Raw genomic sequence first — 12,720 nt, forward strand, 5'->3', positions numbered from 1 at the left:
CGCCCAAGCGCTGGCGGTCTGGCGCGGTGGGGCCAGTGTTCCATTGTAGGAACCGCCGTTCACGCGACCCGGTGGCGTTTCACACCCCCGCCACGGCATTTCATCGCAACCCGCTCGCGCCGGCTCTGCGCCCGCGGCACAGTCGCGCCACGTCCCCGCACTGCTCCACCTGGCAGTCCCCTCCCGCCCCACCACAAGGAGTCCCCATGCCCACATTTCAAACCCCGTTGTCCCCCGAACTGGAGCGCCAGGCGCGCCGCCGGGCGGGCCAGCAGACCGGCTGGCTGGTCCACGCCACCGTGTTCGCCCTGGTCAACGCCGCGCTGTGGCTGGCCGGCCACCGCGGCGGATGGCTGGGCCTGCCCACCGGTGGCTGGCTCATCGGCCTGCTGATCCATGGCGCCGTGGTGTGGCTGCGCCCGCAGGGTCAGCACCTGCACCAGCACCTGCTGACCCGCGAACGCCGTCGGTTGGCCGGGCAAGAGGCCAGGCGCCTCCCATGAAGGCGCCGCCGGTTTCAGGGCGGCGCCAGCCCACCGCCTGGCTCGCGGCGCTGGCCCTGGCGGGCCTGGGCCTGCTGCTGGCCACCCCGGCCCGGGCCGCGACCGGTCTCACCGAGTTGCCGGGGCAGGCGGGCGACGGCCCGGTGACGGTGTTCTACCCCTCCAGTGCCAGCGAGCAACCGCTCCAGCGCGGGCCCTTCACGCTGAAACTGGCCTGGCAGGGTGAACCGGTGCGCGGCAATGCGCGGCTGGTGGTGATCTCGCACGGTTCCGGTGGCAACCCGTGGGTGCACGCCGACCTGGCGGGCGCTCTGGTGAAGGCGGGCTTCGTGGTGGCCGTGCCCCAGCACCGGGGCGACCACACCGGCGGGTTCACCGACCCCGGCCCCACCAGCTGGAAACGGCGCCCGGGCGAAGTCTCGCGCGCCATCGACGCGCTGGCCCAAAGCCCCCGCTTCGCCCCCTTGCTGGCACTGGACTGGGTGGGCGTGTACGGTGGCTCGGCCGGTGGCCACACGGCGCTGACCCTGGCGGGTGGGCGCTGGTCGGCGACCCGTTTTCGCGACCACTGTGAAGCCCACATCGCGGAGGACTTCCCATCCTGCGTGGGCTTCACCACCCGGCTGCGCGGCGATGTGCTCGACCCCCTCAAACTGTCGCTGGCGCGTGCCGTGATCCGCTGGCGCTTTGACGACGTCAGCTGGCACAGCCACCACGACCCGCGCATCCAGGCCGCCGTGGCCAGCGTGCCGTTCGCGGCCGATTTCGACCTGGACTCGCTGCGTGCGCCCCGCATTGCGCTCGGTCTGGTGGTGGCGGGCCGCGACGTCAACCAGCTGCCCCGCTTCCACGTGGGCGCGGTGCGCGCGGCCTGCGGCCCCTGCGTGGTGATCGCCGACCTGCCCGAGGCCGGCCACGGCGCGATGCTGTCGCCGCTGCCACCGTTCCCACCCGGCAGCCTGGAACACGACCTGCTGGGCGACCCGCCCGGCTTCGATCGCGCCGTGCTGCCCGAGGTCGACCGCCAGATCGCCGGTTTCTTCCGGCAGCACCTGCTGGCACCCCCGTGAACCGCACGCCCCGGCTCGCCCTAGAATGCCCCGCACACCCATGAACACCCCCTTGTCCCCCGACGAAATCGAACACCTGGCGCGCCGGCGTGCCGGCGCCAAACTGGGCTGGTACATCCACGCCACGGTGTACCTGCTGGTCAACCTGTGCTGGTTCATGCTCTGGCAGTTCGGCCCCGAGTTCGGCCTCGGCGCGCGCCGCTGGTCGATCTTTCCGGTGCTGGGCTGGGGTCTGGGCCTTGCTCTGCACGGCATCTCGGTCTTCGTGCTGGGCAACGGCAGCGGGCTGCGCGAACGGCTGGTGCAGAAAGAACGCGAACGGCTGCAGCGTGGGCGCGGCCCAGGCGGCAGCTGAGCGCCAGAGACCATGAAGCCCGACGGCATCACCCTGCTGCGGCACCTCCTGCAGGTGTGGGCCTTTGCGCTGGTGATCGCCACGCTCCAGTACGCCTTCATGCCCGAGCGCCCCTATGGCCCACCGGTGGCGTACTCGCTGATCATCAGCACGCTTGCCTGGGCCATCATCGATCTGGGGCGCCGACTCATGCCGTCGGCCGCCGAAACCGGCTGGCCACCGGGCTGGGCCGGCGTGCTGCTGGTGCTCACGGGCATCACCGTCGGCTACCTGCTGGGCACCTTTCTGGCCGACCAGCTGTGCCGCCACTACGGCTGGTACCTGGCCGGGGGCGGCGCCAACACGGCCACGCCACTGCGCACCTCGATCCTGATCACGGCCCTGGCCGGCGTGGTGGTTTCCTACTATTTCTACAGCGCCAACAAAGGCGCCTACCTCGAACGCAAGATGCGCGAGGCGCGCCAGCACGCCAACGAAGCGCGGCTGAAACTGCTGGAGGCCCAGCTCGAACCCCACATGCTGTTCAACACCCTGGCCAACCTGCGCGCGCTGATCGGCACCGACGCGGCCCGCGCGCAAACCATGCTGGACCACATGATCGCCTACCTGCGCGCCACGCTGGCCGCCTCGCGCAACAGCGACAGCACGCACACGCTGCAGGCCGAATTCGACCGGCTGCGCGACTACCTCGCGCTGATGAGCATCCGCATGGGCCCGCGCCTGAGCTGCACCCTGGACCTGCCGGCCCCGCTCGCCGCCCAGCCCGTGCCCGCGCTGCTGCTGCAGCCGCTGGTGGAAAACAGCATCCAGCACGGACTGGAGCCCAAGGTGGAGGGCGGCAGCATCCGCGTGAGCGCCCGCCAGGAGGGCCCCGACCTGGTGCTCGAAGTGGCCGACACCGGCGTCGGTCTGGCGCCCCCGGCCGGCGCCACCGGCACCACCACCGGACCGGGCTTTGGCGTGGCCCAGGTGCGCGAGCGCCTGGCCACCGTGTACGGCAGCCGCTCCACCGTGGCACTGTGCGCCGGGGCCGACGGCGGCACGCGCGCCACCCTGCGTCTGCCCCTGCGGCCATGAACGCCAGCGCCCTGATCGCCGAAGACGAACCGCTGCTGGCCGCCGCCCTGCGGGCCGAGCTGGCGCGCGCCTGGCCGGCGCTGCGCATCGCGGCCGTGGTCGGCGACGGCCGGTCGGCCGTGGCCGAGGCCCTGCGGCTGAAACCCGACCTGCTGTTCCTCGACATCCGCATGCCCGGCCAGAGCGGCCTGGACGCCGCCGCCGAACTCGCCGACGAGTGGCCCGCCGACACCCCGTTTCCCGCCATCGTGTTCGTCACCGCCTACGACCAGTACGCCGTGCAGGCCTTCGAGGCGCAGGCGGTGGACTACCTGCTCAAGCCGGTGCAGCCCGAGCGCCTGGCGCGCACGGTGCAGCGCGTGCAGCAGGTGCTGGCGCAGCGCAGCCCCGCCAACGTGGCCGCACCGCTGGAACACACGCTGAACCAGCTGCGCGCCCTGCTCGCGCCCGCGCTGGCGGCCACGCCAAGCGAGCCGCTGCGCGTGATCCAGGCCAGCGTGGGCCAGCAGATCCGGCTGGTGCCGATCGACGAGGTGCTGGTGTTCGAGGCCGCCGACAAATACGTGCGCGTGCTCACCGCAGACACCGAGCTGCTGATCCGCACCCCCCTCAAGGAGCTCATTCCCCAGCTGGACGCCAGCCTGTTCTGGCAGGTGCATCGGAGCACCGTGGTGCGCGCCACCGCCATCCACAGCGTGCACCGCGACGAAGCCGGCAAGCTCAGCCTTGACCTGCGCGGCCTGAAGGAACGCCTGCCCGTCAGCCGCCTCTACGCCGGGCGCTTCAAGGCGATGTAGGCACAGCGACGCACGCAGCGGCGGAGCGTGGAGGCATGGTCCGAAGCGCGTGCCTTCACCCAGGGCAGCCGTGGAACCGGCTCCGCCGGGCCACAGGGCTGCGTCTCCCCTCCCGCCGAAGGCGACAGAGAGGTGGGGGAAGCCGCGCAGCGGCGCAGGGGGGCGTTCCTAGAAACTGCCGGTGAACCGGTAACGCGCCGCCGGGTGCCACATCGCCGCCACCGACGCCACCTGGCCCTGCGAATGGGTCTGCCGGCGCAACACCAGGCAGGGTTCTTCGGGCGCCATGTGCAGCATCTCGGCCACGTCGCGCGGCGGCAGGCAGGCCTCGATCACGAAGCGCACGCCCTGCAGCGGCGCCACCCGCATCAGGTAGGCGTTAGGCGTCTGGCTGTTGAAGTCCATCTGCAGGTAGTCCGGCGCCACCGTCGGGTTGACGTAGCGGTCTTCCACCTGGATCGGCTCGCCGTTCTCGAAGTGCACCACCACCGAATGGAACAGCGGCTGCTCGGCCTTCAGCCCGAACTGCCGCCCCAGCGCCTCGCCGGCCTTGGTGCGTTCGAGCTTGTGCAACTCGCTGCGGTGCACGTGGCCGCGCGCGGCGATCTCTTCGGCGATGTTGCGGATCTCGACCAGCGTGGCCTGGTACTTCTGCTGCGCCACGTAGGTGCCCGAGCCCTGCACCCGTTCCACGATCTGCTCGTCGCTCAGCTCGCGGATCGCGCGGTTCACCGTCATGCGCGACACGCCGAAGGTGCGCGCCAGCGCCTCTTCGCCCGGGATCGCCTCGCCCTCCTGCCAGATGCCACTCTGGATCTGCGCCAGCACATGCTGCTTCACCCGCAGGTAGGCGGGCGTGCGGTCGTCGGCGGTCGGGGCTGGCAATGGGGTGGAACCGTTGTTCACAGGGTTTCTACCGGGGTGCAAACCGATGAAGTGGTATTGACAGGAGGGATTATGGCCAGATAAAGTTGTATATACATATTGAAGATGTGTGTTTCTATATGTATAGCCATACCATCGTGACCGACCCGAGGAAACCGCCCATGAACACCCACACCGACCCCCGCCTCGACCCCACCCGCGTCATCCGCGCCCCGCGCGGCACCACGCTGAACTGCAAGAACTGGATCGCCGAGGCCGCCTACCGCATGATCCAGAACAACCTCGACCCCGAGGTGGCCGAGAACCCGCAGCACCTGGTCGTCTACGGCGGCATCGGCCGCGCCGCGCGCGACTGGGCCTGCTTCGACCAGATCCTCGCCTCGCTCAAAGACCTGAACGACGACGAGACCCTGCTGGTGCAATCCGGCAAGCCGGTCGGCGTGTTCAAGACCCACGCCAACGCGCCGCGCGTGCTGATCGCCAACAGCAACCTGGTGCCCAAGTGGGCCAACTGGGAACACTTCAACGAGCTCGACCGCAAGGGCCTGTTCATGTATGGCCAGATGACCGCCGGCAGCTGGATTTACATCGGCAGCCAGGGCATCGTGCAGGGCACGTTCGAGACCTTCGTGGAAGCCGGCAAGCAGCACTACAAGAACGATTTGTCCGGCCGCTGGATCCTCACCGCCGGTCTCGGCGGCATGGGCGGCGCGCAGCCCCTGGCCGCCACGCTGGCCGGCGCCTGCTCGCTCAACATCGAATGCCAGCAGAGCAGCATCGACTTCCGCCTGCGCACGCGCTACGTGGACAAACAGGCGCGCGACATTGACCACGCGCTGGAACTCATCCAGGAACACACGGCGAAGAAAGAAGCCGTGTCCATCGCTCTGCTGGGCAACGCGGCCGAGGTGCTGCCCGAGCTGGTCAAGCGCGCGAAGGCCGGCGCCATCAAGCCCGATCTGGTGACCGATCAGACCTCGGCGCACGACCTCATCAACGGCTACCTGCCCATCGGTTGGAGCGTGGCGCAGTGGAAGGCCGCGCAGAAAGACCCGGCGCAGCACAAGCGGCTGACAGATGAAGCCGCACATGGCTGCGCGGTGCACGTGCAGGCCATGCTGGACTTCCAGGCCATGGGCATCCCCACGGTGGACTACGGCAACAACATCCGCCAGGTCGCGTTCGACCAGGGCGTGAAGAACGCGTTTGATTTCCCCGGCTTCGTGCCGGCCTACATCCGCCCCATGTTCTGCGAGGGCAAGGGCCCGTTCCGCTGGGTCGCGCTCTCCGGCGACCCGGAAGACATCTACAAGACCGACGCGAAGATCAAGGAACTGTTCCCGAACAACCACCACACCCACCGCTGGCTCGACATGGCGCGCGAGCGCATCGCCTTCCAGGGCCTGCCCGCGCGCATCTGCTGGCTGGGCCTGGGCGAGCGCCACATCGCCGGTCTGGCCTTCAACGAGATGGTGAAGAACGGCGAGTTGAAAGCCCCGATCGTGATCGGCCGCGACCACCTGGACACCGGCTCGGTCGCCAGCCCCAACCGCGAAACCGAGGCCATGAAAGACGGCACCGATGCCGTCTCCGACTGGCCGCTGCTCAACGCCCTGCTCAACACCGCCGGCGGCGCCAGCTGGGTCAGCCTGCACCACGGTGGCGGGGTCGGCATGGGTTACTCGCAGCACGCGGGCATGGTGATCGTGGCCGACGGCACGGATGCCGCCGCCGAACGCCTGGCGCGCGTGCTGGTGAACGACTGCGGTTCGGGCGTGATGCGCCATGCGGATGCGGGTTATGAACTGGCGATTGCCACCGCAAAGAAGCAAGGCTTGAAACTCCCGATGGTGGCTTGAACACAAATGCGAGACATTCACCATATGACCCCCACCCTCACCCTCCACCCCGGCCAGATGAGCCTGGCCGACCTGCGCACCGTCTGGCAGCAACCGGTCGCGGTGCAGCTGGACGCCAGCGCCCACGCCGGCATCGCGGCCTCGGCCGCGGCGATCCACGCCATCGTGCACAAAGGCGACGCGGCCTACGGCATCAACACCGGCTTTGGCAAGCTCGCCAAGACGCGCATCCCCGACGACCAGCTGGAGCTGCTGCAGCGCAACCTGATCCTGTCGCACTCGGTGGGTACCGGCGAGCCCATGAGCGACGCCACGGTGCGCCTCGTGGTGCTGATGAAGGCGGCGAGCCTCGCGCGCGGTTATTCGGGCGTGCGCCCGGTGGTCATCGACACCCTGCTCGCGCTGCTCAACGCCGGCATCACGCCGCGCATCCCGGTCAAGGGCTCGGTCGGCGCTTCGGGCGACCTCGCGCCGCTCTCGCACATGACGCTGGCCCTGATGGGCGAAGGCGAGGTACGCGTGAACGGCGAATGGCTGCCCGCCGCCGCCGCGCTCAAGGCCGCCGGCATTGCGCCGCTCACGCTCGCGGCCAAGGAAGGCTTGGCGCTGATCAACGGCACCCAGGTGTCCACCGCGCTCGCGCTGCACGGCCTCTTCATGGCCGAGCGCCTGCTCGAAGCCGGCACCGTGACCGGCGCGCTCAGCGTGGACGCGGCCAAGGGCAGCGACGCGCCGTTCGACCCGCGCATCCACGCCGTGCGTGGCCAGCCCGGCCAGATCGCCGTGGCCGCCGCCACGCGCGCCCTGCTCGCGGGCAGCCAGATCCGCCTCTCGCACGTGGTGGACGACGAGCGCGTGCAGGACCCCTACAGCCTGCGCTGCCAGCCGCAGGTCATGGGCGCCTGCCGCGACCTCATCGCCAACGCCGCGCGCACCCTGCTCACCGAAGCCAACGCCGTCACCGACAACCCGCTGGTGTTCACCGACACCAACGAGGTGCTCTCGGGCGGCAACTTCCACGCCGAGCCGGTGGCCTTCGCCGCCGACACGCTGGCCCTGGCCATCGCCGAGATCGGCGCGATCTCCGAGCGCCGCATCGCGCTGCTGATCGACAGCACGCTCTCGGGCCTGCCGCCCTTCCTGGTGGACAACCCCGGCCTCAACAGCGGCTTCATGATCGCGCACGTCACGGCCGCCGCGCTGGCCTCGGAAAACAAGTCGCACGCCCACCCCGCCAGTGTCGACAGCCTGCCCACCAGCGCCAACCAGGAAGACCACGTGAGCATGGCCACCTACGCCGGGCGCCGCCTGGCCGAGATGGCCGACAACGCCGCCACCATCCTCGGCATCGAGTGGCTGGCCGCCGCGCAGGGCGTGGACTTCCACCGCCCGCTCGCCACCTCGCCGCGCCTGGCCCAGGCCCACGCCACGCTGCGCGCCCAGGTGCCGTTCTACGACAAGGACCGCCTGTTCGCGCCGGACATCGAAGCCGCGCGCCGGCTGGTGCTGGAGGGTGCGGCCGGTGCCGCGCACCAGGACCTGTTTGCCTCCGTGTGGGCGGGCTGAGCGCGCCGTGAACACCGCCTCCATCGTCACCGTCGACAGCACCCCGGCCACGCCGTGGCGCAACGGTGGTGGTGTCACGCTCGAGCTGTTGGCCTGGCCCGGCCCGGCGGACTGGCGGCTGCGCATCAGCGTGGCCGACATCGCCGTTGACGGCCCTTTCTCGGCCTTCCCCGGCGTGCGGCGCTGGTTCACGCTGTTGTCGGGCGAGGGCGTGGCGCTGGACTTCGCCGACCACCCGCTGACGCTGCGCCCCGGCGATGCGCCGCTGGCCTTCGACGGTGCCGCCACGCCCGGCTGCCGCCTGACCGGCGGCCCGGTGCGCGACCTCAACCTCATGGTTCGCGGCGGCACGGGCGGCATGGCCGCCGTATCGCCCGGCGCTGCATGGTCAGCCCCCGCCAGCGCCCAGGCCGGCCTGTTCGCGCGGGTGCCCGGCCGCTGGCGCAACGGCGACCAGCAGCGCCCCCTGCCCGCCCTCAGCCTGCTCTGGTTCGATGCACCGCCGCCGGGCGGCTGGCGCTTCGAACCGGACGTCCCCGCACCAGCCGTCGGCTGGTGGCTGCACCACATCCCCGAAGGCACAAGACCATGACCACCACCCTCTGGCACAACGCCCGCATCGCCACGCTGGACCTCAGCCACGGCGCCGACGGCTGGGGCCTGGTCGAAGACGGCGCTCTGCTCACCGAAGGCGAGCGCATCACCTGGGTCGGCCCGAACCGCGGCCTGCCGGCCCACGCCCGACCGGCGCACGAGGTGGACCTCGGCGGCGCACTGCTCACCCCCGGCCTGGTGGACTGCCACACCCACCTGGTCTACGGCGGCCAGCGCGCGGCCGAGTTCGAGCAGCGCCTGCAGGGCGCGAGCTACGAAGCCATCGCGCGAGCCGGTGGCGGCATCCGCTCCAGCGTCGCGGCCACCCGCGCCGCCAGCGAAGACGCGCTGCTGGCCAGCGCCACGCAGCGCGCCCGCTGCCTCATGGCCGAAGGCGTGACCACGCTGGAAATCAAATCGGGCTACGGGCTCTCGCTGGAGGCCGAAGCGCGCTGCCTGCGCGTGGCGCGCCGGCTCGGCACCGAGCAACGCCTGGATGTGCGAACCACCTTCCTCGGCGCCCACGCCCTGCCGCCCGAATTCGACGGCCGACCCGACGACTACATCGCCGCCGTCTGCGCCTGGCTGCCCGAACTGCACGCGCAGGGCCTGGTGGACGCGGTCGATGCCTTCTGTGAAAACATCGGCTTCAGCCCCGCACAAACGCGCCGCGTCTTTGAAGCGGCCAAAGCCCTGGGCCTGCCCGTCAAGCTGCACGCCGAGCAACTCTCCGACCAGGGCGGCGCGGCGCTCGCGGCCTCGTTCGGCGCGCTCTCGTGCGACCACCTCGAACACCTGAGCGACGACGGCATCGCCGCCATGCAAGCCGCCGGCACCGTGGCCGTGCTGCTGCCCGGCGCGTATTACTTCCTGCGCGAAACCAAGCTGCCGCCGATCGCGGCGCTGCGCGCGGCCGGCGTGCCCATGGCCGTGTCCACCGACCACAACCCCGGCACCTCGCCAGGCCTCTCGCTGCTGCTCATGGCCAGCATGGCCTGCACGCTGTTCCGCCTCACGCCGCTGGAAGCGGTGCAGGGCATCACGCTGCACGCCGCGCGGGCGCTGGGCCTGCACGACCGCGGCCAGCTCACCGCCGGCCAGCGCGCCGACTTCGTGGCCTGGGAGCTGGAGCACCCGAACGAACTGGCCTACTGGTTTGGCCGCAACCCCTGCCGCCGCGTGATCGCGGCGGGTCTGGAGCACCCATGAACCCGACAGAAACCTTTGAATGGCGCGGCCGTGAAGACGCCGAAGAAACCGGCGTCAGCACCCGCTGGCACCATCGCGTTCGGCCCGCCGCCGCCGACAGCACCGGCGGTGTCACGCTAATCGGCTTTGGCGTGGACGAAGGCGTGCGCCGCAACGCCGGGCGCACCGGCGCCGCCCTCGGGCCGCTGGCACTGCGTGGTGCGCTGGCCAACCTGCCGGTGCTGGGCGAGCCGGCGCTGTGGGACGCGGGCGATGTGAGCTGCGCCGACGGCGCGCTCGAAACCGCGCAGGCGCAACTGGGCGAGCGCGTGGCCGGGGCCCTGGCGCGCGGCAGCCTGCCGCTCGTGCTCGGTGGTGGCCACGAAATGGCCTGGGGCACTTTTCAGGGCATCGTGCAGGCCCGGCCCGACGCCAGCCGCCTGCTGGTGGTCAACCTCGACGCCCACTTCGACCTGCGCGTGGCCGCCCAGGGCAATTCGGGCACGCCGTTTCGCCAGATGCACGACTGGTGCGCCGAACGCGGCCAGCCCTTCAACTACCGCGTTTTTGGCATCAGCCGATTCGCCAACACCCAGGCCCTGTTCGACCGCGCCCATGCCATGGACGTGCGCTACTGGCTCGACGACGGCCTGCAGGACGCCGCAGGCCTGCGCGACGCGCAGCAGGCGCTGGCCACCGACCTCGCGCGCTGCGATGCGGTGTATCTCACGGTGTGTCTGGATGTGCTGCCCGGGGCGCAGGCCCCGGGGGTGTCGGCACCCGCCCCGCTGGGCATGCCGCTGGCGCAGGTGGAGCGGCTGATTGATCAGGTGCTGGCGTCGGGCCGCCTGGTGGCGGCCGACATTGCCGAACTCAACCCGGCGCTGGACCGCGATGGCCTGACAGCCCGGGTGGCGGCACGGGTGGCGGCGCGCATTGCGCGCAGCCGCGCCTGAGGCTTCACTCAGCGGCGGTAGTAATCGCGGCGGTCGTCATCGTCCCAGCGGTTGTCGCGGCGGTCATCGTCCCAATCGCGGCCGTGGCCGTGGCGGTGCCCCCAACGGTGGCCGTGGCCCCGGCCGGGGTGGTAATACACCGGCGCCGGCGCCACCACCACGGGGCGCACGTAGCGGTACGGGCGGTGCACCACCACCGGTTCTTCATAGACCACCACCGGGCGGCCGTAGGAATACACCGGCGGCGGGTAATACACCACCGGCGGCGCGTTCGACACGCCCACGGACACGCCGGGTGAATTCACGCCAACGGACCAGTAGACGTCTCCCCTGGCGTGAGCCTGGGTGGCCACGCCAGACATGGCCCAGCCCCCAGCGGCCAGTGCGGCGATCGCGAGACCGCGGGCCCAGGCGGAGCTGCGGCTCCAGTGGGTGCTCAAAGACATCGTGTTCATGGTTATCTCCTGGTTGCAGAGCTATTGTGGCCCCGTACGCGTATTACAAACAAATCCCCTGTAACCTGTACCGCATGCTCGGTCAAAGACGTTGCCAGACGTAACCAGCCGCCGAGCCCCCAGAAAAAGACCGCCATGAACGCCAACACCCCACCGACCACCCCGACTCCCGTGTCCATGGCGCTGGAGGTGCTGGACTTCTGGTTCGGCGACGCCCTGCAAAGCGACTGGCCCGCCGACGACCGCAACGCCCTGTGGTTTGGCGGCGACAGCGCGCTGGACCAGCAGATCACCGAGCGCTTCGGCCCGCTGGTGAACGCCGCGCTGGACGGCGGCTGCCAGGCCTGGGAAGCCAGCCCGGAAACGCGGCTGGCGCTCATCGTGTTGCTGGACCAGTTCCCCCGCAACGTGTTTCGCGGCCAGCCGCGCGCGTTCGCGGGCGACGCCCGGGCGCAGCAGCTGGTGTTGCGGACCCTGGCGCTGGGGCAGGACGCCGCCTTGCCCCGCGTGGGCCGGGTGTTTCTCTACATGCCGCTCATGCACGCCGAACACCTGGACCTGCAAGACGAATGCGTCTCGCGCTTCAGCGCACTGCTCGAAGGCGCCACGCCCGAGCTGCGCGACACCCTGGCGGGCAACCTGCGCTTTGCCCACCTGCACCGCGACATCATCGCCACCTACGGGCGCTTCCCCCACCGCAACGCGGCGCTGGGCCGCGCCAACACCTCGGCCGAAGAAGCCTTCCTGACGAACGGCCCGCGCTTCGGGCAGTGACGGCGCCGGGCCTCAGGACCAGGTGCGCAGCGCCAGCGCCGACAGCACAGCGCCCACGGCGACCAGGCCCAGGGCCGTGACCAGCCGGCGCGCCAGGCCCGGCCCATCCTGGCCGGCGGCCTGGAAAGAAGGCTCGACCGGCGGCGCCGCCTCGACCATGCGCGGCATGGGGCTGATCAAGGTGGACTCCAGCGGCAGCTCGGCCGGCTCCGAGCGGGGTTTTGGCACCGGGGCGGTGCTCGGCGCGACCACGCGCGTGGGGCTGCCGGGCATGGCCCAGCTCGCCCACAGCGCATGCGCCTCCGACGGCACGATGGCACCCCGCTCCACAGCGGCTTCCACATCGCGCCACGCCAGTTGCACCCGCACCGAGGGCAGGAACACGTCGTCGGCGTGGGTCTCGAGCCAGCGCGTGTCCTCGGCGTCGGGCATGGTGTCGGGGTCGTCGGTGATCATGGCGTAGGGTCGGATGGCAGGGAACGGTTCATCCCACCATATACGAAAGCGCGAACCGCTGAGCCCCCTGGCCCCGCCCCTTGTCGCCCGGCCCGCGGCGGCCGGTACAAACGCACACCCTGCGGTGCACCCGGCTCGGGCCGGAGCCAGCCCGGCCCGATGTTCATCTTGCATACCCACCCTCG

Annotated in this window: 14 protein-coding genes; 11 read left to right on the forward strand and 3 right to left on the reverse strand. The window is 70.8% G+C overall.

Annotation, left to right across the window (positions count from 1 at the left end; genetic code table 11):
- Positions 1-206 precede the first annotated feature (206 nt).
- The 5 genes from KIH07_RS21610 to KIH07_RS21630 are packed head-to-tail and all read left to right on the forward strand — an operon-like array spanning position 207 to position 3,802.
- Positions 207-503: a 2TM domain-containing protein gene (locus KIH07_RS21610; protein ID WP_226493927.1), complete on the forward strand. Its 297-nt coding sequence runs from the start codon at positions 207-209 to the stop codon at positions 501-503.
- Positions 500-1,573: an alpha/beta hydrolase family protein gene (locus KIH07_RS21615; RefSeq protein WP_226493928.1), complete on the forward strand. Its 1,074-nt coding sequence runs from the start codon at positions 500-502 to the stop codon at positions 1,571-1,573. The genes KIH07_RS21610 and KIH07_RS21615 overlap by 4 nt, the downstream gene beginning before the upstream one ends.
- Before the next feature lie 40 nt (positions 1,574-1,613).
- Positions 1,614-1,928: a 2TM domain-containing protein gene (locus KIH07_RS21620; RefSeq protein ID WP_226493929.1), complete on the forward strand. Its 315-nt coding sequence runs from the start codon at positions 1,614-1,616 to the stop codon at positions 1,926-1,928.
- 12 nt (positions 1,929-1,940) lie between these two features.
- Positions 1,941-3,005 (forward strand): sensor histidine kinase, encoded by a 1,065-nt coding sequence (locus KIH07_RS21625; RefSeq protein WP_226493930.1) that lies wholly within the window; start codon positions 1,941-1,943, stop codon positions 3,003-3,005.
- Positions 3,002-3,802 carry a LytR/AlgR family response regulator transcription factor gene (locus KIH07_RS21630; RefSeq protein WP_226493931.1) on the forward strand — a complete coding sequence of 267 codons (801 nt, stop codon included), beginning with the start codon at positions 3,002-3,004 and terminating at the stop codon, positions 3,800-3,802. The genes KIH07_RS21625 and KIH07_RS21630 overlap by 4 nt, the downstream gene beginning before the upstream one ends.
- Before the next feature lie 168 nt (positions 3,803-3,970).
- Here KIH07_RS21630 and hutC read toward each other — a convergent pair whose 3' ends face one another.
- Positions 3,971-4,687: a histidine utilization repressor gene (gene hutC / locus KIH07_RS21635; RefSeq protein WP_264182060.1), complete on the reverse strand. Its 717-nt coding sequence runs from the start codon at positions 4,685-4,687 to the stop codon at positions 3,971-3,973.
- 161 nt (positions 4,688-4,848) lie between these two features.
- Here hutC and hutU point away from each other — a divergent pair, with 161 nt between their 5' ends.
- Genes hutU through hutG form a run of 5 tightly spaced genes read left to right on the forward strand, consistent with a single transcriptional unit; the run spans position 4,849 to position 10,850 of the window.
- Positions 4,849-6,546 carry a urocanate hydratase gene (hutU, locus tag KIH07_RS21640; RefSeq protein WP_226493933.1) on the forward strand — a complete coding sequence of 566 codons (1,698 nt, stop codon included), beginning with the start codon at positions 4,849-4,851 and terminating at the stop codon, positions 6,544-6,546.
- Positions 6,547-6,570: 24 nt separating this feature from the next.
- Positions 6,571-8,112, forward strand: a complete 1,542-nt coding sequence (gene hutH / locus KIH07_RS21645; protein ID WP_226493934.1) for a histidine ammonia-lyase — start codon at positions 6,571-6,573, stop codon at positions 8,110-8,112.
- A 7-nt stretch (positions 8,113-8,119) separates the two neighbouring features.
- Complete coding sequence (locus KIH07_RS21650; RefSeq protein WP_226493935.1) at positions 8,120-8,704, forward strand: HutD family protein; 585 nt, start codon at positions 8,120-8,122, stop codon at positions 8,702-8,704.
- Positions 8,701-9,915, forward strand: a complete 1,215-nt coding sequence (hutI, locus tag KIH07_RS21655; RefSeq protein WP_226493936.1) for an imidazolonepropionase — start codon at positions 8,701-8,703, stop codon at positions 9,913-9,915. The genes KIH07_RS21650 and hutI overlap by 4 nt, the downstream gene beginning before the upstream one ends.
- On the forward strand, positions 9,912-10,850 hold the full coding sequence (gene hutG / locus KIH07_RS21660; RefSeq protein WP_226493937.1) for a formimidoylglutamase: 939 nt from the start codon (positions 9,912-9,914) through the stop codon (positions 10,848-10,850). The genes hutI and hutG overlap by 4 nt, the downstream gene beginning before the upstream one ends.
- A gap of 8 nt (positions 10,851-10,858) precedes the next feature.
- Here hutG and KIH07_RS21665 read toward each other — a convergent pair whose 3' ends face one another.
- Entirely contained in the window at positions 10,859-11,305 is a 447-nt protein-coding gene (locus KIH07_RS21665) for a hypothetical protein (RefSeq protein WP_226493938.1), read from the reverse strand.
- Between the two features lie 135 nt (positions 11,306-11,440).
- Between KIH07_RS21665 and KIH07_RS21670 the strand changes: the two genes are divergently transcribed.
- Positions 11,441-12,079, forward strand: a complete 639-nt coding sequence (locus KIH07_RS21670) for a DUF924 family protein (protein ID WP_226493939.1) — start codon at positions 11,441-11,443, stop codon at positions 12,077-12,079.
- Between the two features lie 12 nt (positions 12,080-12,091).
- Here the strand turns inward: KIH07_RS21670 and KIH07_RS21675 are convergent, their stop codons facing one another.
- Positions 12,092-12,535: a hypothetical protein gene (locus tag KIH07_RS21675; RefSeq protein WP_226493940.1), complete on the reverse strand. Its 444-nt coding sequence runs from the start codon at positions 12,533-12,535 to the stop codon at positions 12,092-12,094.
- Between the last annotated feature and the right edge of the window lie 185 nt (positions 12,536-12,720).

Origin of the sequence: Hydrogenophaga taeniospiralis (assembly GCF_020510445.1) — a bacterium.
In the GTDB taxonomy this organism is placed as follows: Bacteria; Pseudomonadota; Gammaproteobacteria; order Burkholderiales; family Burkholderiaceae_C; genus Hydrogenophaga.

Bases quoted from the DNA above. Each gene is read 5' to 3' on its own strand.
- KIH07_RS21610 (WP_226493927.1), top strand. From the start codon at position 207: ATGCCCACATTTCAAACCCCGTTGTCCCCCGAACTGGAGCGCCAGGCG.
- KIH07_RS21620 (WP_226493929.1), top strand. From the start codon at position 1,614: ATGAACACCCCCTTGTCCCCCGACGAAATCGAACACCTGGCGCGCCGG.
- hutG (WP_226493937.1), top strand. From the start codon at position 9,912: ATGAACCCGACAGAAACCTTTGAATGGCGCGGCCGTGAAGACGCCGAA.
- KIH07_RS21630 (WP_226493931.1), top strand. From the start codon at position 3,002: ATGAACGCCAGCGCCCTGATCGCCGAAGACGAACCGCTGCTGGCCGCC.
- KIH07_RS21665 (WP_226493938.1), bottom strand. From the start codon at position 11,305: ATGAACACGATGTCTTTGAGCACCCACTGGAGCCGCAGCTCCGCCTGG.
- KIH07_RS21675 (WP_226493940.1), bottom strand. From the start codon at position 12,535: ATGATCACCGACGACCCCGACACCATGCCCGACGCCGAGGACACGCGC.
- KIH07_RS21670 (WP_226493939.1), top strand. From the start codon at position 11,441: ATGAACGCCAACACCCCACCGACCACCCCGACTCCCGTGTCCATGGCG.
- hutU (WP_226493933.1), top strand. From the start codon at position 4,849: ATGAACACCCACACCGACCCCCGCCTCGACCCCACCCGCGTCATCCGC.
- KIH07_RS21615 (WP_226493928.1), top strand. From the start codon at position 500: ATGAAGGCGCCGCCGGTTTCAGGGCGGCGCCAGCCCACCGCCTGGCTC.
- KIH07_RS21625 (WP_226493930.1), top strand. From the start codon at position 1,941: ATGAAGCCCGACGGCATCACCCTGCTGCGGCACCTCCTGCAGGTGTGG.
- hutH (WP_226493934.1), top strand. From the start codon at position 6,571: ATGACCCCCACCCTCACCCTCCACCCCGGCCAGATGAGCCTGGCCGAC.
- hutI (WP_226493936.1), top strand. From the start codon at position 8,701: ATGACCACCACCCTCTGGCACAACGCCCGCATCGCCACGCTGGACCTC.